The organism is Chlorobium sp. (assembly GCF_036528655.1).
Classification (GTDB): domain Bacteria; phylum Bacteroidota; class Chlorobiia; order Chlorobiales; family Chlorobiaceae; genus Chlorobium.
In genome coordinates this window covers 255,391-279,161 of sequence record NZ_JAIGND010000030.1, presented here as the reverse complement: position 1 = coordinate 279,161, position 23,771 = coordinate 255,391, and the positions used below count along the sequence as shown (strand labels likewise).

Below are 23,771 nucleotides of genomic sequence, written 5' to 3'. Positions count from 1 at the left end.
ATTTCCGCTGAACCAAAACACGTAATACGGTGAAGGTACTGATTTTTTCGGTAAAAAAAGGAAAAGGAGGCACAGAACCTGCCGACCAACCGATCCCGTACTGCGCCGGAAAAACGTTACAACTTTCCCAGCGCATCAACAAGCCACTCGAACCCGATCCGTTCCTGTTCCAGCCTTACCCGCTCACCCAGGCTGTCGCTGCGCAAATCGTCATAAAGAGAGAATTCTTCGCTGGTCAGCCTCGTCAGCTCCACAGTCTCGGGTGATGGCTCAACGCCCCAGAGCGGTCTGTGAGCCAGAAGCGTCTCTTTGTCCATAAGCAGGGAGATTGCCTCGGGAAAGAACCTGCGCAACTGATTGAGAATGGCGAAACCATGGGTATCGATGTCCCCCCAGTAATGGATCTTCCGCTCATGAAGCCAGTGGGCGGTGGCGAGATTTTCGAAACCGTAACCGGCCCCGAAAATCACCATCGACCGGGAAACAGGGGGAAACGCAAGGAAGTTGATTTCGTTTTCGGTAATGAACACCGTTTCAACCGCAAGGTCCAATCCGGCAAACGCGGCCTCAGTCAGGGCAATATCCTGATCGGCATTCACCGGCAGGAGAGCCAGTTCGGGATCGAGAATCCTGAACCGTACCCTCAGGGGTTTATCCCTGAATCCGTAACGGCGGCAGAATCCGGCAGCGCCTGAAGCCCCGGCATCGATAGCGGAGGATTGAAGAGCGAGGTCGAACAGCTCGCCCAAAACGCCACGGTGAACCTCGATAAACTTGCTGTGCACGCCCGGCAGGTCGATCTGCCGCAGATAGATATCCGGACGCGGATGCATCTGCAGCCATGCGACGATCTGCAGAAGTTTCGGCCACGACCCGGCAAGTTCCAGCGTACGCAACGGACGCTTCCGGAGCCACGGAATGAGTTCCGGTTTCGTTTCGCGAGTCAGGGAAAGGAGATCGGCAAAGCGTTCGGCATCGCGAACCTTGCCGATGAAGGCCAATGCATCATCGATCGAATCGATCCATATCTCCGCCGGAATCTCGTTGACTCCGAGAACGCGATGATTGAGCGTGCGCCAGACAATCCGGTAGTGCTTCGCCGAACCGGACAGCTGCGCAATCCAGTCGCGCACATCGGAAAACGATTCGCTGAGCTGCCTCGAATCCGGCCCTTTCAGGGTCAGACGCCGTGGAAACAACTCATCGTCTCCCATCAGAGAGGAGAGCAGAAGTCCTCGATCCCAGAGCTTCTGCACATGGGTACGCAGATCAGCCGGAGTCGTCCAGTTCACCCCGGTTCTCCCTGTTTGGCAGCGCGATACTCCTCGATGGTGAGGTTGCGCAGCACCGAAGCCCGTCCATCCTCGTTACAGACAAAACCCACTCCGGAAACATAGGGCTCGATGATATGGATTTTCTGCAGCGGGGTTACGATGAGCAGCTGCAGGTTGAGCTGCGCGAAAAGCTGCAGGCCGTACTGTGCGGACTCGTCGGAACCGCGCCCGAACGCCTCGTCGATAACCACGAACCGGAACGACCGCGAACGCACCGCGCCCCACTCCAGACCGAACTGATAGGCAAGGCTTGCCGCAAGCACCGTATAGGCAAGCTTCTCCTTCTGCCCGCCGGATTTGCCTCCCGAATCGGCATAGTGCTCATGCTCGCTGTCATCTTCGCGCCACCGTTCGCTCGCCGCGAAAACAAACCAGTTGCGCACGTCGGTAACCTTGGCGGTCCAGCGCCGGTCGAGATCCGCATGTTCCTCGCGACCGCGGAACCGGTCGATGATCCGCCGCACCTGAAGGAATTTCGCTTCGGAGTACTGCGCGTCATCCGAACCGGTCAGGGACCCCTCGGTGCAGGCACGCAGTTCCGACTGAAAGTCCCGGATATCTGCGTCGAGGCTCATCTGCGCTTCGAGGGTGATGTACCTTCCCGGATTGTAATCGATCTTCGTGAGCGACTCGTTGATGCGGGCAATGCGCTCTTTGATGCTCTCCCGTTCACGGGCGAGCTGCGACTGAAAATTGGCGACTTCCCGGATGGTGTTCTCGTTGAGCAGCTCCTTGAACCGTCCCTCGAAACGAGGCAGATCGTCGGCCCGGAGCTGATCGAGCATCGAACGGTACTCGAACCCGGCGGCAATGTTCACATCGACCTCGCGGGTTTCAAGTTTCCACTCCTCCTTGTACTCGGTCATCGCCCTGATGATTTTTTCGCCTATGCGGGAGAGCTTTTTGTCTTCCGAATCGATTCTGTTCTGCAGAAAATCGCGCATCTCCCGTTCGCGGTTGTCGCATGACTCCACCGTCAGAGGCTGCCCGCCAAGCGCTTCGTCGCGCATCGACTCGAGCAGGGCGAACTGCCCCGCTGCCTCAGTACCGGCTTCATCCCGGAGTGCCTCCGCCTGCTGCCGCAACTCCCGCAACCCGCTGATCTTCTGCTCGGTTTTCGACCGCTTGTCCTTGCGTTCGTCGAGCTGGAGCTCCGTTGCCTGCAGTTCGCCCTCCACTTCGGCAAGCTGCCCGGCAAGGGTTTTCAGAATATCCGACGCCGCTTCGAGATCGCGTTTTTCCGCTTCGAGCCTGGCAATGGCGACAGCCAGCGGCTGCCAGTCGAGATCGCGGAAATCGGGGTACTCGTCGAGCTTTGAAAGGACGGTGAGCCGATCCTTGAGCGTCTTCTGCTCCTGCTGCAACGCATGGATCCTGCCGGCAAGTCCGGCAAGATGCTTCTCCTGCCGTGCGGCACTCTCTTCGAGCGCCGCGATCTTGGCGGCATTGCTCCACCCCAGCACATAGCGACTGCGGTCGTCAATCGGATGACGGTCGTCTTTTTCGTGGCGTTCACCCGGAGCCTTGATCTGGCCGGTGATGGTAACAGCTTTTTTCTCGCGCCGGAACTCCTCCTGATCACTGCAGCATACCAGATCGAAACGATTGGCGATCTCACGCTCCATCCAGTCGAAATAGGGCGAATCGGCCTTGATGGCGATCTTGCGTACGAGAGAGGCTTCATGATCAGGTTGCCGACCCGACTGCGACTGCTGCCGTACCCGGAAATAGACCAGCCTTCCGTGAAGGTGGGTACGATCCACCCATTCCGCAACCGCACCGTAATGACGGTCTGGCACCAGCAGGGAGAGGCCGAAGTTCCGTAAAAGGCGTTCGACAGCACCTTCCCACTCCCGCTCCTCTTCGAGAACCTGCAGCAGCTCTCCGGCAAAGGGCATCTCATCTTCGGCAATATCCAGCGCATGGCAGAGCGAACGACGAATGGCGACCTGCTTTTCATCGATGTTGCTGCGCCGCGCTTTCAGACCCCGGATTTCGGCTGTCAGCCGCTCATGCTCCTGCCGCCCCTGGGTAAAGAGGACGCCCGCCTCGTTGAGATCGTTCTGCACCCTCGCCTCCCCGTCTGCACACTCCTCGCGCATTGTGCCATGAGTGAATCGCTGATCGAGGAACTCATCCACGTTCGATGCCGGACGTTCCCCGAGCTGATGGACAAGCTCCTCGTACCGAACCGCCTTCTGCCGGCACCGTTCAAGCTCTGACTGTTTCTGGCGGATTTCCGCACCGATATTCTCAATCCGGTCACCTCCGTTCTCGGCAATGGTGCGGCGCAACTCCCGCTCGCGCTCCTGCTTCAACCGGCGCTGTTCCTGCAGGCGCTCTACAGCCATGCTGTGTCGACTCAGCTCATCGTCAAGCGAGGCAAGACGCTTGTCGAGCAGGTCGAGCTTCAGCGTCGCGAACCAGGGGCGCAGCGATTCGCGGCATGAGCGAAGGTTCTCGGCTGTCGCGGCAATCTCATGATGACGGTCGCAATCGGCGACGAGAGGACTCAGCATCTCTATCTGACGCCGTGCCTTGAGCACAGCTTCATGAGCGCGGTTGAGGTTTTCGAAATGCTGGATAAGCGCGGCTATGCGGGGCTCCACATCGAACGGTTCGAGCATGTGCGTGCGCACGAAATCTGTCAGATTGCCCACCGACTTGAGCGAAACGGTCTGATGGAAAAGGTCGAGCGCCTGTTCGTTGTCAATGCCGAAACGGCGACGGAACCATGCCCCGTAAGGAGGAAAACTGTCGAACAGCTCGGCCCCCTCACTGCGCAGCCGTTTGCGCAGACCGGCGATTTCAGTCCCGAAACCCGTAAAATCCCGAGCGATGGAGAGGTCGCGTTCACATGCCGTGTACAGGCGCGCAGGCTGTGCGACAGCATCCTTCATCCAGAAAACCTGGGCCAGGGTCACCGTCTTGTCGTACCCTTCGTTATGGAAGACGCCGAGAATCACCGAATAGCTGTTGTTGTCGCGCAGAGCGACCGGCTTCGCTCCGCCAACGCTCTCCTGACGTTCCGACTTGAAATAGCCAAGCACATATGAACGCAGCGAACGCTCGCGGGTATCGGCGCCTGCCGCCTTGTTATAGGCAATACGCTGGCTTGGCACCAGAAGCGTGGTCACGGCATCGACCAGCGTCGATTTTCCCGATCCGATATCCCCGGTCAGAAGCTCGTTTTTTCCGCCAAGCCTAAGCGTCCAGACCCGTCCGTCGAAGGTTCCCCAGTTGAAAACCTCGAGTCGCTGCAATCGGAAACCGGCCAGACGATCATCGGCAACAAATCCCATTTCAAGCAGCTCACTCATCGCGACCCTCCAACGGTTCCGCAGGTCGCTGCAGGTATTCGTCGAGCCGACGATCGAAATCCGACAGCCACTGGGCATCGATAAAAGCCTTGATGATCCGGCGGACTTCGATCATCTGCCTCTCTCCCCGCAAACGGCGGATAAAACCAAGCTCGGCGATTTTATTGAGCGAGGCATCCACCTGATCGATCAGCCTGACCTCGTTACTGCCGGGCGGGAGGAAAATCCGGATCAGTTCGACCACCTCATCCCGCGACATAATCAGGCGCGTCTCTCCGGCGCCGGCATCGAATTCGGCAAGTTTTTTGCGTAACAGCGCCAGAAGCAGGCTGACCGGGTAACTGAGCTGACGGCGCGCCATCAGACGGGGCATCGGATTCGTCCCCTCTTCCTGGCTGTCAGAGCGGGAACGCAGAAAAGCATACCCTTCAGCTTCGTCGAAAATCAATTCCAGACCAAGCACCGCCACGTAATCACGCACGGCAGCCGACAGGTTAAAGAGAGAACTCCACAACGCAGGGCTTTCGTCCTGGTAGATCACCCCCTTCAAAAGAGGAATCACGACAAAAGAGAGATCCTGAGCTGGGTATTGCGAATGGCTGTTTTCTCTATCTGTATGGATCATAATCAGTTTCTCAACAATATAATACGAGGCAGGATCGCCTGCCGGGTGATGCCCGACGCACTCTGCCATCTTACCTCATCCTCTTCACTTTCATCCACCGTCGTCCGCGGCCACTCCCCTGCAATCTGCAGATAGGCAACCAGCTCGGCAAGCCCGTTGCGTAACGGATGACGCATCACCACCTCCCCGATGGTGATCTGGCTGCTGGTCTGAAGTTCGATCCGGATATTTCGCAGCAGCTCGGCCCTGTCGATCCTTACCTGGGCGTAAAGAATTGCGGTATCGATTTCCGCATCCCCTTCGTCCATTGCGACGCCGGCAATCACCGGAGTGAATGGAAGCCGATAGAGCGCCCGTTCGAAAGGCAGTTCGATGAGAGCCGAAAAACCATCGAGAGGCATAAAGCCGCCCGAAGGAAAATCTTCGCGCAACTCGAGCGCACGGGTTTCAATCCCGCGCAGAATATCCATGATACGCCGGTTCTCAAGCCAGGCCTTGTCATCGAGAAACCTGCGCAACTGCTCGGAAAGCCGGGCCACCGTTCGCTGCGTGTGCTCTCCGGCCTCCAGCCAGTCGTAGTGAACGCGCCGCAAACGGCTGTCGGGACGCATCGTCACGATCGGCGGCAGATCGAGCACCGTTTGCAGAAGCAGGCTCAACTCCTCCTGGCGGGACTGCGACATCAGAAAATCCCAGAATGCCCTGAAACTTTTGCCCTGATCGGAATCTGCAATGGCATCGCGCTCTCCCATGATCTCCTCGAGCAGTGCGCCCTTCGATCCCTCCCAGAGGGCGATACGCTCGCGCACCCGGCGATCGAGAATGCGAAAGTTATGCTCCACCTCCCGAAAATCCGACAGCAGATCGCGCGCCAGCTGCAGAAACTGCTGGAACCGATCCTTAAGAGCCGTATCGTCGAGCATCGATATTTCTCCGGCAAGAATGCGCTCGATTTCGGCATCGATCTCATGACGACGCTCCTGAAGTTCGGCAATCCGCACCTCGGGATCTGCCTGGCTTCCCGTACTCATCTGGCGCAAAAGCTCAAACAGGGTGATCAGTCGGGACTCCGTGCCGACAAAAGCCCGCTCCGTCAGCCCCTCAAGCCAGGCCAGCGCCTTTTCGGTTGCCGGGGTCAGGTCGAAATGCGGTTCATCAGTTCCCTCCTGATAGAATTTGCGCAACCATCCTTTCTCGTTGTCGGCCCAATCATTCAGATAGTTTTGCGCCGTACCGGGAAAGAGATCGGCGCCATGCTGCTGGCGAAGGGCGAACAGCTCGTCTTCGAGCGCCTCCACCAGGTCGGCCTGCGGCAATATCCGAACGTTGGGCAAAATGAAAACCCTGAGCAGAAAGCTGGCTACCAGCGGAGCATGCTGGGCGCGCAGAAGCCGCCACGCCGGATGGTTCTGCCTGAGCAGTTCAAGGGTTGTGTAGTCGAGGGCCAAAAAGCACTATTGATCTCTGGTGAAAAAAACGTCCGCAGAAGCGTGCCGGAATCGAGACAGAAATTAAAATAATTTCTCCGGTTTAGCAGATAATTTTCCATCCCGTAGGGGCAACCCCCTGTGGTTGCCCATCAACCCCCTGTGCCGGCCTGTCGCATCCGCAACATCCAGACAGCACAACGATCGCATGAACATGATCGGGCATAATGACGAACGCATCGGCGTCAACGCAGACGCAATAAAGAGGAATTTCGTCCCATACGGTTTGAACCATTTCTTTTCCGGGCAGGCACGGGGGCCTGCCCCTACGGGCAATTATGCAATGTGTCCGATTGCCAATTGGACGGATTATTTCTGATGTATTCCCCGATTCGGGTCAATTCCTGTTCGGTTCGCACGATATGTTCCCAATAATTGCGCTGCCACAATCTACCCTCTAAACGTGCCCATCCGTTTTTTGTAACCCCATCCGCATAGCATCGGGTGGTCATGGTTTTAAACCGATGCACCACATCCCCCAACGATAACGATGCCATTCCCGATCCCGTAGGGGCAACCCCCTGTGGTTGCCCATCAACCCCCCTGTGCCGGCCTGTCGCATCCGCAACATCCAGACAGCACAACGATAGCATGAACATGATTGGGCATAATAACAAACGCCCCGGTTTCAACGCCGGCGTAATACCGGGGGATTTCATTCCACACGGCTTGAACCATTTCTCCGGCACCATTCAGATACATGTCGCCATCTTCGACAGCACCGAACAGACACTGACGATTATGCGCACAAATGGTAACGAAATACACCCCTGACTGCGAATAATCGTAACCCTTAAGGCGAATCGAATGTCGCTGTTTCCAGGTCATGGGTTCGAAACATATTTTTATTGCCATTATTCGGGCAGGCACGGGGTCCTGCCCCTACGCAATCCATGCGACCGATACGGCAATTCCGAATATGCCGAAAATGCGAAAAGCCCGTCTTTCAACGGGCTTTTGCGGGTTTTCGTGGAGATGGCGGGACTCGACATATGGCGCTAAAGCATTGCCATATTACGATTAACAAAACACTCGTTTTATCGGATACCAACATAATGACAACAAAAGCAAAATCGCTCACGGTTTAACTCCTGTTGTCAGCTCCTTCAGCTCATCCGGAGAGGGGTAATACATAACCAAACCCGGAAAGAATTTCACCTTCGCCCGCTTCCCCTGAGTACTGTCACTGAGCACTTGAACATCGGCCGTAAACTCGGAAAGCGAAAGCCATACTCCAGACATCGAAGGCGTAATGATAACGTCGGGATCCTTGACACTGATCAAGCCGGAACCGCCGCATCCAGCCAATATACAAAATACCACTGCTGCAAGCACCTGTTTCATCGTTTCAATCGTTTGAGAGCCCCTTGATGGGCTGTTTCGTGTTTTTTCGGAGCATCCACCACCTCAACGCCATGCTCTGCCTCGGCATCCCGCTGCTTCTGCCCGATAAGCAGCTTTAGGATGGACATAAGAAACGGCCCGGCGGCATCGAGGGCAACCTTCACTGCCAGGCCGAGTTTTGCAAGCCAAGTCATTTTGCTACCGTTGTCAGCTTCGCCAAGGCATCACGAAAATCCTTCGCTTCCGTGAACACTCGTCTTACTGTCTCAGGACTTGTCGTCTCGACCACAGAACCAAGAGCAGTCAAGACTTCTCCCGATTCACGCAGGACATTGGCAACAGCAACCTTTCTGGCGCCAATCGCTACGCCAATAACCACAGGTACCACGGCAATGGCAATGGCTAACCCGTTCTGCTGCAGGAACATCAATGCTTCATTCATAGCGGTATCACCTCCTTTTATCGTTTGTTCAATCCAAAAAATCCGGTCACGTTCAGCACGCTGTCCACGACACGAATATCCCGCTCAGTCCATCCGTGCAGGAATTTCTTATTAACGCTGTTATCATCGCAACGCTTACACCTGTAACCAATACGAACAAGCGCGAACTGTGAGAGAAAAAGCTCCTCATGAACGCTTCCCTGCTTGATTCGGTTCAGGGCCCCAAGAGTAACGGGCCCAAGATCTCCATCAGGAGTACAATCAAGACAGTACTGCGCGAAAATGATCGATCTCGACGGGCTGGTATTCATACCGAAATCAAAGATCGCTTCGGTAACCGCCATGTTCTCGATCTCGTCACCACGAACAGGAGCCCAGAACTTCACACGGTAGAAGTCCTCGACCATTTTTTTGCATTCAGCGGAAAGCCCCTTTCCAGCATCTACCAAGCGCCATCCCGGCCAATCCGGATGATAGTTTCTTGCAATACCAGCAAAAGTCCATCCGCCTTTATCTCCTGAAACCTTATGCAACTTGTAACCGCCCTCTGAATCGATCACATGAGGGAGTATCCTCAGTAAATCAGCCATCCATTCCCTCCTTATCATCTGGTTTAAAAATTTCCCTTGACGGACAACTGGGAGCATTCCAGCACTTCAGATTCGCGAGCATCTGATATACTTCCGGATTGACATACGTTTTCTTGACTTCCGTATCTGCATCAATGTTTCTCGCTTCAGCCATATGCCTTATCAGCCTGCCGGCAGCTATCATGAGCGCCGCCACACCGGTCATGATCGCGCCGGCCTCCGATACACTCAGCCCAAAAAAAAACCGACCGGCTATCACGGCAAAAGCTGCCCCGAAAATGCCGAAATCGACAACTTGGCCGAGACCATGTAATACCCGGTGTGGCATTACGTGATTATTAAGTTATCGATGCTCAGACTCTTAAGGTCGTCAGGAGTTGTTGCTGCTTCAATCGCAGGGTGCTTAGTAACATCCCTGAGCGCCTGTTTGCGTTGAGCAATATCCTTCTTTGCTGTCGTACTCTTTCGCTCATCCGCCTGCTGATACTCAACATCGAGAGCCGAAAGCATAGGCGCCCGCTCTGCTCGAAGCTGATTGCGCTTGATCCCCCGCGCCTTGGGCATGTTGATCGTGATCATAGTTCAGATGCCCCCTCCTGTTTTGCTGCTTGCTCGGCAAACCACGCATCACTCCCAATGCCGTAACCGTCTGGATCCGTAAAATCTGCCTCCCATGCATCACGGAACGTCCTGTCCGCAGGCACATCGGTAACTTCGAGAATCTTGTACGGGAGCCCTGCCGGAACATCCTTGCGTGCTATCTCGTTAATACTCAACCCGCAGGCCGCGGGAATTATTACAGCGATACCGTCGCCGTCCGGATAAATGATCCTTGCCATCATCAGTTAAAAATTATGACATTAGCCCACGCACAATCAGTGCTCGATCCATTATAGTGCGCCGTAATAAACTCCCAATACGACGTAGTTCTTGCTTGACCATCCTCATAACCTCTCGATCCACTCACACCCGTCGCACCGCCCGGTGTGATCAATCCAGAAAAATTAACATTCGCCATAGGTGTCGTAAAATTTACGCGGTACTGACCAGCTCCGCGATCCGTCACGCTCGATACATTCGCGCTACCGCGTATTGACACAGTCCCCGTACCGTTAAAAACCACCCACGCCCGACATGCGTAGATCGGAGCCGATCCTGAGGCGTTGAGCGCGGTTTTTACATCTGGCGCATTGGCCGTGCCGACTCTATTAACAAGCACATAGTCGAGGTTTGCGGGGGTGACAGGTTCCGTTGTGCTTGTACCTGTCAACGCATCCGCATTCGACGGAGGTTTAGCTATGAAAACATCAGCATCATTTGCGGCATTCCTGACTATGACGGGATACGCATCGGACTTCGGGATGATCCGTAACCCGCCTCCGGCTTGCCGGGTAATTTTCGTTCCATCCGAAAACACAATCCCCTTTGCATCCGCCTGACAAACGAGATCTCCATCGGCATTCAGGAAATCACCAGAGTTCCAGAACCCGCCAACGTTCACGGCAGCCTTCAGCCACTTGAAAAACCGCATCTTCCAGCGCTTTGTCCCTGGATTACTGTTCGGTTCAATCACGTTCGGAGACGTCTCCACTTCGCCCGAATCCGCATCCAGTTCATGGATTGTTACGGTCTGATCACCATGCAGGCAAATAGCCACATCATGATCAAGCAGCGACCCACCATTCGGGCCACCAGTTGCACCATCAATGCCATCAAGATTATCATCCGTACCACCTGTCAAGCCGGTCACGACGAAACCCGATGCACCACGGCCTGCAGTCTGAATGCCGCCGAACACAACAACCTGAGAATCAATCGAAGGAAGAGAATCCGAGGAAACCACACCCGCAGCTATGCCGCTGACTGCAGCCGTCAGTGAGAACGAAAGCGAAAGAGATATTGTTGTCACCCCTCCAACATAGCTCGACGACACAACATGACCGTAAACCGTCGAAGCATCAGAAATCTTTACCGCTCTTTTTGCCGAAAAAACACTGGTTACATTACCGACAACAGAAACAGAAGCCGCCCCTTCCATTGTCGCCGGATACTCGCCAAGCCACTCATCTTGACCGATTGAACGCACATCATCCTTTACCCATACCGGCACATCATCGGCATCCGTCACGACAATCTTGTAACAGCCGTCAAGATATATCGCTGCTTTTCCTGCCTCATCCAGTATGACCGGATTCGAGTTCTCGGTTACTCTGGATTCATCAGTGTAGGTAACACGCTGAAAGGTAGTCCCGGCCTCGTAGGTATGGACTTTCCCTCCTGAAAGGGGATTGCCGTTTGCATCAAAAAACTGTGAATATGCGAGTAGAGGTGTCGCCATAGCGGTTCACTGGTTTATTTCTCGCAGTGTACCGCATGGCGTTATTCATACCAATGGGAAAAATTAATTCAGAGCTTCCTCGATCTGCCGGTACGCATTCTTCAGCAACCCATTCTTCTGCTCATAGTAAGCATCGATCCGCTGTTCCTTCTCCTCTGCCAACAGATACGGATCGTACTTGATCGAGGCAATCCTCATCTCCTGATCGGAAAAAGCCTTATCAATCTGCCGGAACGCCTTGCTTGCAGCCGCAAGCTTCATCGAGTTTTCGTCTCCGGCAAAACGATCAAGCATCCCACGATCACGAATCGCCGGAGCCTTCTGCAACCTTGATAGCGAAGCCTCCTTCTCCGAAGCTCTCCGTCTAAGGTCATAATACTTTTCCGTCCACTTCGTCCGATACGGCACCCTCTTCTGCACGAACTGCTTGCCGATAAAATCACCGGCATCTTTTTCGAACGGACGCGCTCCCCACTGCTCCCGGTTCCACAACGCCCGCTCAGAGGCCTCGTTGAGGAAGTCAGACACATAGCCCGTATAACCGCGCACCAAGTGGTGAACTGCATCTGGAGCCACGCCAAGTTTCTGACCGATAGCGATATACAGTCCTGGAGTCCTGTCCGTGAACTGCATCTCCGGAGACAGCCCCTTCAATCGTTCCCCGATAATCGGAGCCCCCGTAAAGCTCTTGTTGACCGCCAGTTCATACACCGGGTTCACAAACCCCGGCATCACATCAGCGCCAAGCTGGTACGCAAGCGCAAACGCCATGAACTTCCCGGCATCATCACCACTCTGCCCCTTCATAGTATCGACAATCGCTTCCCCTGCCGCCGCCATCAGCGAGAAAAACCCGTGAGGTTTCGGGACAGTGAAGTGCTGGTCGCCAACAAAGAAGTGGAAGAACCTCGTTTTCTGATCTGGCGTCAAATCCCTGTACCGTTCATCATCGTCATTCATCAGCGCAATCAGCATCGCCGCCGTAATCATCGCGCCGCCAGCGGCATATATCCGAGCCTTCGCGCGATTCACCCGAACAATGTTCTTTACGCTCATTCTGCCGTCCATCTCAGCCAACGCCCGAATGTCTCGGTCTGCACCCTGAATGAACGCACCCAGGAACGGAGTTACCCGTTGCAGCATAACCCAAGGAGCATACGATCCATGCTTCCGGAAATCCGTCGAAATCTCCCTCGCCTGCCATGCCGCTTCCCGCGCGCCAACTCCGGACTTCCGCATCCGGATATAGAAACCAACTCTCGTACTCATTTCCGCAGAATCACCGATCGACATCAGCACATCAAGCAACCCCTGAGCCACACGTGCCGGATGATACTTCGATCTTGTTTTCGGCGCCATCGCTCCACGCTCCATCTCCCATGTATCAGTCATGATCGACCGAACCCGGCCCGACCACCCGCCGCCCTGAGCTTTCATTTCGTGATACCACCCGTCACGTTTCACCAAATCATGCAGCATGGACGCCAATCCGTACACGTTATCAACCACTGGCCTGAACTTCCCTCCTGAAAGAATGAACGCCTGCTGCATATCCCGGACAATGTTCGGCCCGGCAAACTGCCATGCAGCGGTAATCGTCATCGTCTGGATCTGTTTCACTGCCGCAGCCAACCTATACGCCACGCCAAGCAACCCGTCCGGCAACCTTGTCCCCGCCATACCGTTCACCATGTCCAGAAGCAACTCGTTATCCCGCTGGATCTCCACCCACCGGCGAACACCGGTATTCGGATCGATGAAACTGTCAACGCCCGTTTCTGTCGTTGACGGTTTGTGCCCGAACGTCCAGAACTGCATCAGCTCAGGATCTTGAAGCAGCACCTTCTGAATATCCTCAACGTCTGTAATTGTGTCGGCGGCAGGATCGCCAGAGAGAATCCGGCCACCATCGGCAACGGTCATGCCGAGAGCCGCCATTGCATCTGCGATAACCTTCGCCTGCTGCTCGATGTTGGTCTTTACCAGACGAGCATCCTTCCCGAGAGGAGCAATCCACTTGCCACCATCCTCGTGCTGCAACGCTGTCGAATACAGTTCCCGCATCGCCCTTGCACGAAGCGCCGCCTTGATATGCTGTGCATCGCCAAGAAGAATGTTGTCGTAAACATGCTTCAGGTTCTGCGTTCCACCCTTCAGACGCTTGAAATTCCCGCTTCCGGCAAACGATTGCCCGATCCCTTCAACCTCGCGATTGAACGGCACATAGTTCCGGTTCACCTCCATAAACTTCTTCGCTGCACGCTCTTCCAGGTATCCGCAATCCACCATGAACGCAAGAAGGTTTTCCCGGTACTTCTGGTAATCGCTGAACGACTTCTTGAACCACGGGTACTTATCCGCCAGCGCAAGCCCGATCTTGATCTGTGCGACACTCAACAGGTTCTCCCGGCCCTGCATCTTCAGCTCAGCCGCACGACGAGCAACGAAATACTTCTCCTGAGCACGGAGATTTTTCATCCCCTGTTGCAACGACTTCTTGAACACCAGCTCAAGCGAAGGCCCCTCGAACTTGATACTGCCATCATCAGCGATATACGGAGCGCCATGGATAAAGCTTTCCTGCACGATCCCTTCAACACCATTAATAAGCTGCAACTGCTTATACGGATCATCCTCCGCCCTGAGCGATTTCCCGTAAACATCAGCGCCCATCAGCTTTGCCGCATGAAGATGGTCAATATACTGCTGCCGCATGAGCGACACCGGGCGCTGTGCAACCCACATGGTAAGCTTCTGCATCGGAGTGAACTGATTGCCGCTCGTAAACGCCTCAAATCTCGCTGCATCTCCCTGACTTACCCACTTGTGCATAGCATCCTGCATCCAGGTCATCGCCTTCAACGTCCTCTTGTCATCCGCAAGGAACTTGTCAAACGCCTCAGTGAACTTTGGTGCCGCCTGCTTCGCCATATCGTACTGCGTGAACCACAGCCTCATATACTCGGCAAAACCCTCGCGGAGCGCCTTTCCATCTGCGGATGTGTAGCTCAGCGCCTTCAGTTCATCAGAGAACCGCTTGTCCGTATAGAGCTTGTGCAACGGATTATTCCCCTTGTTGCTGTCACCAAGAAAATGCGAAATCTCGTGAGCAAGCGTCTCGACATCATTGTAATTCGCCATACGAACCTCGCCGGTTTTCCGACGATGAAAGCCCGCCGTGTTCTTCAGCTTGATCTTCCCGAAATACAGCCCACGCCCGATAAGCTGTTCAGCCATCAGTCTGATCTGTTCGACGCGAACCGGTTTATCCTCTTCCGGAAGATCAACCGTCCTGTCTCCGATCTTCACCTTTCCATCTGCAGGCCGAGCCGGAAACCCGGCAGCCGATAAAGGAGGAACCCAACCCGGCATTGGTGTTGCCGAAGCCATGGCAGAAATGTCGTCACCGGCATCCTCCGACTGCGCCTTCTGTTCGCTTTTGGGCTGCAACTCCCTGATAACCGCAGCATGCCGCAACTTGACTTCTACAAGCTCCTTTTGATGCTCCCACGCGCGAATCTGCTTCTCCAAGGCAGGAATATCCGTCTCGATCCTTTTTATTTCGGAGCGCGTCGCATCAAATTCTTTCCCCGGAACCGTTCTGGCAACATTGAAAATCTGCGTAGCAATACCTCCCTTCTGCTCCTTCGACAGGTCATCCGAGCTTAAATCAACGTCACTTTTGGGGGTGTAGAGATTCTTTCCGGAAACCGACAGCTTGTTATGTCCAAGGTCATTCGTATGGACCGTAATCGAAAAACCGCCTATACTTCCAATCGATACCGGTTTTGCTGAACCGATCTTCTTTGCTGCAGCAACAAGAGCCTCCCCGGCTTCCTGCCGCTTATCAAATACCTTTTTGCCGACCTGTATAGCAAACTCCTGCCCTATCTGAGCCGCAGTCTCAGCATCAGCCTTCATGTCAGGAAGCTCCCCGTCCATTCGAACAAGAGCCTTCTTCTTGATCCGGATCGAGTCCTTAATCCGATGCTGCTCCCGGTCATGGTTCGTTTTCTGCTGGTTCAGCTTCTGCGCTTTCTGGCGCAACGTCATCTCTTCAAGAATCAGCGGGTTCCCGCTGGCAGCCGCCTTCATCTCTGCCGCATTGGCCGCCTCACCGCCGATATCCTCGATAACACGTTCGGAAGTCCCGCCCTTCTTGATCTGCTCGATGAACCTGGCTTTCGTCTCGATAGTCTGCCACATCCGGCTGTCCAGAGTATTCTTTGTCGCGTACCTTCCAACGAATACCCGAAACCCTTCCGGATCGGCGTCATAGAGCACATTCCCCTGGCGAATAATGCGGCCCTCACGCTGTTCAAGATCTGACGGCCTCCATGGCGCATCCAGATGGTGCAAGGCAACAAGCCGCTCCTGAACGTTCATGCCGGCACCCATCTTCTGTGTCGAACCCATCAGCACCCGAACACGGCCAGAACGAACCTTGCCGAACAAATCCTCCTTCTGCTGCTCTGTATTTGCATCATGGATAAAAGCAACCTCACTCTCCTTTATCCCCATCTTTACCAGCTTCGCCTTCAGATCGTCATAAACACTGAACTTCGATTCCAATGCCGCCAACTCATCCGGATCGATCTTGTCAAGCTCTGCAACCGCATCCTCGTCCCCCTCATCTGCACGGCGCAACAAATCACCAATCCTTTCTGACTCCTTCCCTCTTGACTTCGACGGGGTACTCAGGTCGCAGAACACAAGTTGAGCGCCCTTTACGTGATCCCACTGATCATACTGCTCCTTGATCCTGCGGGCAGCTTCATTCACCTTCGAACCCGGATCATCGGGGTAAGCCGGATCAATCAGCCGCATGTCAAGAGCCGCCTTACGGGCAAGCCCCATGATAACCAGCATGTTATCCTCACCCTTTGCAGGACGCCTCGGTAGATTCTCAGAGCGGTATACCAAGCTGTGCTCAGGATAAACCTCGTTCCCGTTCTTGTCTGTTATCGGCTCCCCGATATAATCAGCCTGATCCGCACTACGATCAACAACAACGTTCACCGGCTTCCCTGAAACCATCTCCGGCACCGGCAGCTTTTTGCCCTGAGCCGCCAGCTGGCGGTTAATGTCATCACGCGAAATCACATCGGCAAACGAGAGGTACTGCTGCATCAGCTCCGGAATATTCACAAACCGGGAAAACCTGCTCCGCATCACATACTTTCCTGCGGGCGAAAGCTCCCAATCGGACACCACCTCGCCATACATCCGCGCCCATGCGTCAAAATGCGCCACGCCCTGATCCTGCATCGTCTTATATTGCAGGTACCGCTGCATCGTGTACATTTCCGCCATAGTGTTACTGATCGGAGTCCCGGTAGCGAACACCACGTTTCGCCCGCCGGTCAAACGCTGGACGAACATCGTCTTCGAAAACATATCCGAAGCCCGCTGGCTCCCTGCCGGATTCAGGCCGCCTACCCTTGTCATGGACGTTGAGAATGAGAGGTTCTTGAACTCATGAGCCTCATCAACAAACAAGGCATCTATACCAAGTTCGGCAAAGTTCAGGTTGTCATCCTTCGAGCCAGAATCAAGCAGCCGCGCCAACTTCGACCTCAGTTTATCCCGCTGCTTCTCCTGCTGCTTGACGCTCCTCGAATCCTTCCCGTCAGCCTCCCGCAAATTCTCTATGGAAATCTCAATATCCCGAATCTGCATCTCGATGAACTCGCGCTCGAACTCCGGACTGCTTGCAAGCAACTTGAACGAACTATGAGCCACAACAACGGCATCCCAATCGCCGGTAGCGATACGAGAAAAAAACCGTTTCCGGTTCTGTGCTTCGAAATCCTGTTTTGTCGCCGCAAGGATATTCGCCCCGGGATAAAGCTTCACGAAATCCGCTGCCCACTGCCCGACAAGATGATTCGGCACCACAAAAACCGGTTTCTTCGCCCGTCCCATCCGGCGCATCTCCATGGCAGTAGCAATCATCGTGAACGTCTTGCCGGCACCGACAACATGATCGAGGAGGGTTGTTCCTCCCTGTAGGCATCGCCACACCGCGTTCGCCTGGTGTGGCCTCAGCTTCACAATGTCATCCGAGATTTTACCGGGAAACGACAAGTGCGAACCGTCATATTCTCGCTGCCGGTCCGTATTGAATATGTCATTATACAGCTTCGCAAGCCGCTCCCTGCGCTCATCCGACTGCCATATCCATGAAGAAAATCGCTCTTTTATCCGCTCGGCCTTATCGTTGGCGGCAGCGGTTTCGGCCTTGTTGACATACGATTTTCCGTCAGCATCCTTGTCATTCACAACAATCTGCTTGCTGTTGGCTACCGCCTCAAGAATGGAATCAGCATATTTCCTGGCAGTGCCAAACTCAGCCTGCGCTGCATCAGAAGGATGGGATTCCGAGAACGACCACTTTGCCGAAATAGCATCATACGAAGCTTTTGCACGTGGGTTCCCTGTGAGATGTGCGGCAAAATCCGACATATCGGACGGCGGGATCCAATGACCTCCAAGGCGAACGACGATATCGACAGCCTCAACATCCGCAGGAATCACCTCCTTCAGTTCCTCAACATTTCGATCGAACCGCGAATCCAGTTTCGCAGCATCCCTCGCCTGTGCCAGCTTCCGCTTCACGTTGCCGGAAAGATACTCGTCCCGCGTCACCCATCCTGATACGGGATCCTCGAACACCAGAGGACCAAGCTCGTTTATCATCTCCGCCTTTGACTTGCCATACAAGGCACCCATCCTCTCGAAATCGATACGTCCAACCTCCGAAAGCGAAGCCGAAAGCGCGTCCTTCGCCGTCGCCGCCATCGTGACCGGCTTATACGGAGACTGCGTTCTCTTGAAAAAGATAGCGGCTTTCTTTGCCGACGGCACTCTTGACTTTTCTCCAGTGGATTTGGCCACGGCAGGGGAAATCCCCTTGTCGAAGTTTTCCTCCAGTGCGGAAACCTGCGGCCATGTCGGATCCTGCCGGAACAGACTCTTGTTTGCCTGGCTGTTGATCGGCCCGTTTTCCTTGACAAACCGATCATAGATCGCATTGAGCTTCTGGCGTAGAAACTCGAGCTGTTTATCCTCTACCGTATCATCAAGCTGTGCGGATCTCAGTGAAGCAAAGGCATCCCGAACGGCAACCATGCCCTTCACCCGACCCTCCACCTTCTTGTTCGCAAACGACACCCGTTCAGCGACATACTTCAGAGCATCCGGATCGAAGGTCTTGCGATACACCGTGTCGTCATGGACAAACAAACCCGAATCCTTCACGCCTGACATATCCAGACCATCCTGCTTTACCACCGTTTCGCGCGTAACCGGAGCACCGGACGCGCCCATAATATTCTTCGGCAGTTTGCCGACAGCCTCAGTAAGCAGCTTCTCGGTATCTTGCCCTTCACGGGCAACGAGTGCTGGTTCATTCGGCCCATACATAGACCCGAACGCGCCCCACTCACCAAGCATCATATCGGGATTATCTGCAAAGTAACGGTTCAGCGGGATCTCGATACCTTTTTTATCCTTCACCATGACCGTTTCAAGCCAAGGCTGATTATCGGCAGAAACCTCGCTATCGGCCAGCTTCCGAAGGAAAATAATGTCTGTCGTTACCTCCGTGCCGGCATTCTTCAGGAAGGCATTGTTCGGCAGCCGGATAGCTCCAAGAAACTCCGTCCGGTCAGCGATATACTTTCTGGCCTGGTCTTTTCCGGAATCCATAAGGCGACTCGAAACAACCATCGCCAGCACCCCATTAGGGCGCAAAGCATCCACGCTTTTAGCGAAAAAGTAGTTGTGGATACTGAATTTGTTCAGATGCTTCCGCTTTTTGTCGTAAAGCTTTTGATCCCCGAACGGAGGGTTTCCTATGGCAACATCGAACCGGTTATCAGCGATGGCTGCATCCTGAAACCCCAACGGAGCATGGATGTTCACTCCGGGATAAAGATGCTTCGCAATCGCTCCGGTAATGGTATCAAGCTCAACAGCGGTAATCTGGCTCCCTGCCCGAAGATCAACCGGCATCAGGCCAAGGAAATTGCCTGTGCCAACAGAAGGCTCCAGAACGCGCCCGCCTGTAAACCCGAACTGCCGAACAGCCGACCAGATACCGTTCACAACGCTCCTGCTGGTGTAATGCGCATCCTGCGTCGAACGCCTGGCCGCTTCATATTCAGCATCAGACAGTGAGCCCTTCAGCTCTTTAGCCGCATCATCCCAGCCCTTCGTAACTGATCCATCCGGTTTGAAAAACGCCTGCGGAATACCGCCCCACCCAACATAGAGCGCAAGAACCCCCTGCTCATCCCGTGTCGCCGGACGGCCTTCAGTCTCAAGCTTTTTCAAAAGCCTGATAGCGGCAATGTTATTATTGAACTTGGTTTTCGCTCCACCGTCCCCGATCCTGACAGCATCGGTAATGGTGAACATCTCGACGGGAACCTCCGAAGCCTTCACCGCCGGTCTGTGAGTGGTTCCCGTCGGTTTGCTCTCCTCTGCGGCCTGCTCCTGGGCCTCTACCTGACGTCCATCTCCTCGATTGGTGGCAGCTCCTCCCCTGTCTCCGGATCGATCTCCCGCTGTAGAATCTCTCGTTGGATCTGCATCGCCAGATTGAACATCTCCCCGAACGAACTCGCTGCCGGCTCCTTGTCCCACTTCTTCCGAAGGCTCTCCTCTTCCGGCGGGAACAGATACCGCTCCCTCACCATCTCCCACGCTTCGTGTTCCTGGTACCCTGCCTCCATCAGCTCGTCCATCTCCCTTTCGGTCAGCATTGCGGCTTCCTCCGCCGCTTCGTCCAGTGTTCCTGTTGCCTTCAGGCTCCTGTACCGTGTCGGCTGGAACTCCCTCCAGTGGTTCTTTGCCTGAATCGCCCATGCGCTCAGTTGTGCCATTGCTCTTCCCTGTTATTGGTTCAGGTTTCTCCTTCGTTAAAGATACCGGCTTTTCCTTAACCAAACCAATATCTTCGTTAAGCCAATACTTTGCGTTATCGCGCAAACGCTCAAAAGTCCCGCCCTTGAGCACCTTGCGAAGCTCCGCGTCAGTCTCAGCCTCGATCCTTTTAATGTTAGCCTCAGCCTCTTCTCTTGTCTTGTACAGCTTGCCAACGGCAACCCCGTCACGAGAGGTTTGGCTATACCCTATAAGCCGGCGTTCGCCCGTGCTCTTGACACCCCAGGGGAACCCAGTGCCACGATACCACTTCCCATCAGTTCCAAGCAGCTCATATCTCTTATCGATTCGATTACGATGTTGTTTTGCTCTCGCGGCTCTTACTATGCGCTCAATTACCTCATCATATTCCGGCCCAAGCTCTTTCTTCGTTCTGGCTGGTTTGACTTTCGGAGCCGGGCGCTCTGCCGGCTTTGCTTGTACCTGCAATTCAGGAGGGGCTTCTCGAAGCTCGTCCTCGATCGCCTTTTCCACTGACCGAAGAGTATCCTCTTTCCTCGCATCTGTGGGCAGTCCTTTCTTGCTGAATTCTTCCAATTGTCCCTTCAGATTATCTCGAAGCACCTGTAGCTGCTCAAGCGTCATCTTGTTCTCTTCGTTCGGTTTCTTCTCTGAAGGTTTTTCGGTTGGCCTATTCTGCCCCATAGATTTCGTTTCAGCCGCACCAATGTCAACAACCTCTCGAAGTACGTGACGCGAACTCTTGATAAAGAGCTTTTCACCAGGCTTGAAAGGAGAGTGTTTTCCCGGCTGGATATACTTCACCTCATAAATTCGATTACTTCCAGACCCTTTTTCACGTCCTGTATATCTCAGCCAATCACTCCCCATTGCTCTATCTGGGTTACCGGTATCCTTCGACCTGTAGATTGGGGCTCCAGACATTTTATCAGTATCAACGATCTCTCTGCCCACAGGCTTCTTTGTGTCTCCATTTTTAAGCCATTCTTTGAACTCATCGCTACTCATCTCGGTTATATCACCGGCCCCTCTCCACCCATTTTCGTAATTCGACAAATAAGCCTTTCGAGCATCAACAGAGGATTGGAATCCCATCATCACCTTATGCTCATCGAATTTTCCATCGACAACCTGATCGATCACGAACACATTGCCACTGGTCGGATTATCGCTAAGGAACACGTCCACATGGTCGCCGTCCTTGCCCTCGGTGCGCTTGAAGTACCCGTAAGTGTTCTGTATGGTCTGTGACCATTCGCGCCCGGCCTTGTCCGTTCCGGATCGTACCGAACCCTTCGGATTCTCGATGGTGATATCGAAACCGTTGACTGAGACATGCCCTTTCTTGTAGTTCCCTGCCTCGATCTGTGCCGGGGTCGGATCGGTATTGACTTCGTGTTCGGCCTGCTCAACCTTCGCCTTGTCCAATATCTTTTGCGCGGCATCCGGATCAGCCTCCGGTACTCCTTCATAAATTTCATTTTGCGTTCTGTTTGCAAGGTCATCGCCAAACTTGTCTTTTGCTGATTGCCATGCCGTTTCAAATTGCGGCGTTTCAGGTAATTTTACATCTGGTTCCGGCACGGAAACACTGGCCTGCTCAGGCGTTTCAGGTAAATTTACCTGAATCTGCTCTTTTGAGCTGTCCTGCTGGTACCCCATGCCGGGAAGCTGGTCGCCAACCATATCCATTCCGGGAAGTTCCGGAGCTTCCGGCAACGATTCCGGTTCAGCTTGTGCTGCATGAACAGCTGACGGCATCCCTCCAGGCTGACCCATACGGGCAACAACCTGCCGGGCATACTCCGCATTGCTGATTCCGTGTGCATCCTTTGCGTTTGGCTTCAAATACCCAAGAGGCCCACCGTGGTGCATCATCGCCATTTCCTCAGCGCTCGGCAGCCTGCCGTTCTTACGCTGGAACTGCCTGATCCACAGCCCATGCACCGCGTTCTTTACCTGCTCCGCCTTTGCAGGATTCTTCATGTCCTGCATGGAATAATTCGTCCCGAGAAGTTGGTTGCCTTCCTTGAGGAAAACGGGCATGATCTGATACAGGCCGGTAGCACCAGACAACTTGTTCACCGCGTTCGGGTTCCCGCTGCTCTCCTGCTGGACAACCGCCTGATCGAATCCCCTTGCGCCGCTATTCAGCACCACACCGCGCTTCGCAAGCTTCTCCGCCATACTTTCCCGCTGCACGGGAGCCTGCCGAACCTGCGGCTGAGTCTGCCCGGCAATCGCGGTTTCAAGAAGCTGATCCCTCATCGATCCGGACTGAACCGACTGGTCAACCTGCCGATCAATAGCTCCGGAAACCTGCCGCTCAGGTGATCCCTGAATGACCCGGTTCGCTCCTGTCGCCACTCCGGACATCAAGCCCGTAGCGACAATCGTTGCAACAGCGGTCTGCCCGGCTGCGGATGGGCGCTCAGCGAGATATGCGGAGAAAGGTTTATCCCGATTTACTGGCAGTGTCGCCCATGCGTTCAAGTCCTGAAGAACCGTCGCAATCTGTTCGCCCGGAATTTCCGTTTTGAGCTGGTTTACGACTGTCTTGAAAAACCCGGAACTTTGCTTCAGGTCTCCAAGTAACTTCATGGCCGGGATTTTCTCGGTAGCAATCTCTATGGCTCCCTGAGAAACACTATGCACAAAAGCCTGTCCCGGCTCAACACCTTGTTCTCTCGCTTCTCCATAAGCCGAACCTGCTGTTTGCGCACCCATCATGCCGAGCCCGGCAGCGGGATTCATCACAAGCAACGGCAAGTTCGCGCCCATCTGTGCTGTTGAAGCGATGCCGCTTGCAATACCGGTTTGATCCTTCGGCATCACGGCATCCGCGCTTTGCTGAATCGATTGCTGGTAATCACCAAGCGCCTGCGAAACCCTGTCCGTATCTGCACCAGGCTGACCGGTTACGGCTTCATAGACAGGCTTTGCAACGTATCGGTTTAGCGGCTCAACAACACCCCGTACAGCGCCCACTGTGCCGGCACTGGCGTTATATAACCCGGCCATAGCTGAATCACGGATAAAGCCGGGAGCTTTCTTCGCAACATCAGCAACAGCTTTCAAATCCTGTCCCATATCCCGCTTCTCAATCTTGTCAGGATCGACTACGGAATCCGCAAATTCCTTGATCTTGCCGCCGACATGACGCATGTTCTCCCCGAACGTCATATCGCGGGAACCAAGCGCATTGTCGAACGAAACAAAATCGGCCTCTTTCGTCAAGAAGCCGTTCTGCTGCATATATCCGTGAAGCTTCTCCCTTCGATCCTTGCTCTGCATCTCTTTCGAGAACTGCTCGACAGTAACGGACTCACTGAGCGCACCATACCCCTTCAGGTAGTCATAAAGCTCCTGAACTTTTGCCAT

Annotated in this window: 14 protein-coding genes; 1 reads left to right on the top strand and 13 read right to left on the bottom strand. The window is 54.4% G+C overall.

The window, feature by feature from the left end; translation table 11 throughout:
• Positions 1-116: 116 nt before the first annotated feature.
• The 9 genes from K4305_RS09090 to K4305_RS09045 all read right to left on the bottom strand — a co-directional run bounded on the left by K4305_RS09090 (position 117) and on the right by K4305_RS09045 (position 9,199).
• Positions 117-1,292 (bottom strand): DUF3322 domain-containing protein, encoded by a 1,176-nt coding sequence (locus K4305_RS09090; protein WP_331562098.1) that lies wholly within the window; start codon positions 1,290-1,292, stop codon positions 117-119.
• Complete coding sequence (locus tag K4305_RS09085; RefSeq protein WP_331562221.1) at positions 1,289-4,654, bottom strand: ATP-binding protein; 3,366 nt, start codon at positions 4,652-4,654, stop codon at positions 1,289-1,291. Before K4305_RS09085 ends, K4305_RS09090 begins: the two co-directional genes overlap by 4 nt.
• Positions 4,647-5,279 (bottom strand): DUF4194 domain-containing protein, encoded by a 633-nt coding sequence (locus tag K4305_RS09080; RefSeq protein WP_331562097.1) that lies wholly within the window; start codon positions 5,277-5,279, stop codon positions 4,647-4,649. Before K4305_RS09080 ends, K4305_RS09085 begins: the two co-directional genes overlap by 8 nt.
• Positions 5,280-5,281: 2 nt before the next feature.
• Entirely contained in the window at positions 5,282-6,727 is a 1,446-nt protein-coding gene (locus K4305_RS09075; protein WP_331562096.1) for a DUF3375 domain-containing protein, read from the bottom strand.
• Positions 6,728-7,300: 573 nt separating this feature from the next.
• A complete protein-coding gene (locus K4305_RS09065; protein WP_331562095.1) occupies positions 7,301-7,621 on the bottom strand; it encodes a hypothetical protein in 321 nt (106 codons plus the stop codon).
• 222 nt (positions 7,622-7,843) lie between these two features.
• On the bottom strand, positions 7,844-8,110 hold the full coding sequence (locus K4305_RS09060) for a hypothetical protein (protein WP_331562094.1): 267 nt from the start codon (positions 8,108-8,110) through the stop codon (positions 7,844-7,846).
• Entirely contained in the window at positions 8,107-8,304 is a 198-nt protein-coding gene (locus K4305_RS09055; protein ID WP_331562093.1) for a hypothetical protein, read from the bottom strand. The genes K4305_RS09060 and K4305_RS09055 overlap by 4 nt, the downstream gene beginning before the upstream one ends.
• Positions 8,301-8,552, bottom strand: a complete 252-nt coding sequence (locus tag K4305_RS09050; RefSeq protein WP_331562092.1) for a hypothetical protein — start codon at positions 8,550-8,552, stop codon at positions 8,301-8,303. The genes K4305_RS09055 and K4305_RS09050 overlap by 4 nt, the downstream gene beginning before the upstream one ends.
• Before the next feature lie 17 nt (positions 8,553-8,569).
• Complete coding sequence (locus K4305_RS09045; RefSeq protein ID WP_331562091.1) at positions 8,570-9,199, bottom strand: glycoside hydrolase family 108 protein; 630 nt, start codon at positions 9,197-9,199, stop codon at positions 8,570-8,572.
• Positions 9,200-9,296: 97 nt separating this feature from the next.
• On the opposite strand from K4305_RS09045, the gene K4305_RS09040 reads away from it, so the two are divergent.
• Complete coding sequence (locus K4305_RS09040; RefSeq protein WP_331562090.1) at positions 9,297-9,455, top strand: hypothetical protein; 159 nt, start codon at positions 9,297-9,299, stop codon at positions 9,453-9,455.
• A gap of 14 nt (positions 9,456-9,469) precedes the next feature.
• Here the strand turns inward: K4305_RS09040 and K4305_RS09035 are convergent, their stop codons facing one another.
• The 4 genes from K4305_RS09035 to K4305_RS09020 all read right to left on the bottom strand — a co-directional run bounded on the left by K4305_RS09035 (position 9,470) and on the right by K4305_RS09020 (position 23,771).
• On the bottom strand, positions 9,470-9,721 hold the full coding sequence (locus tag K4305_RS09035; RefSeq protein ID WP_331562089.1) for a phage tail assembly chaperone: 252 nt from the start codon (positions 9,719-9,721) through the stop codon (positions 9,470-9,472).
• Positions 9,718-9,981 carry a hypothetical protein gene (locus tag K4305_RS09030; RefSeq protein WP_331562088.1) on the bottom strand — a complete coding sequence of 88 codons (264 nt, stop codon included), beginning with the start codon at positions 9,979-9,981 and terminating at the stop codon, positions 9,718-9,720. The genes K4305_RS09035 and K4305_RS09030 overlap by 4 nt, the downstream gene beginning before the upstream one ends.
• Before the next feature lie 2 nt (positions 9,982-9,983).
• Positions 9,984-11,480, bottom strand: coding sequence for a hypothetical protein (locus K4305_RS09025; protein WP_331562087.1), 1,497 nt, complete (start codon positions 11,478-11,480; stop codon positions 9,984-9,986).
• Positions 11,481-11,543: 63 nt separating this feature from the next.
• Positions 11,544-23,771, bottom strand: a complete 12,228-nt coding sequence (locus K4305_RS09020; protein ID WP_331562086.1) for an LPD38 domain-containing protein — start codon at positions 23,769-23,771, stop codon at positions 11,544-11,546.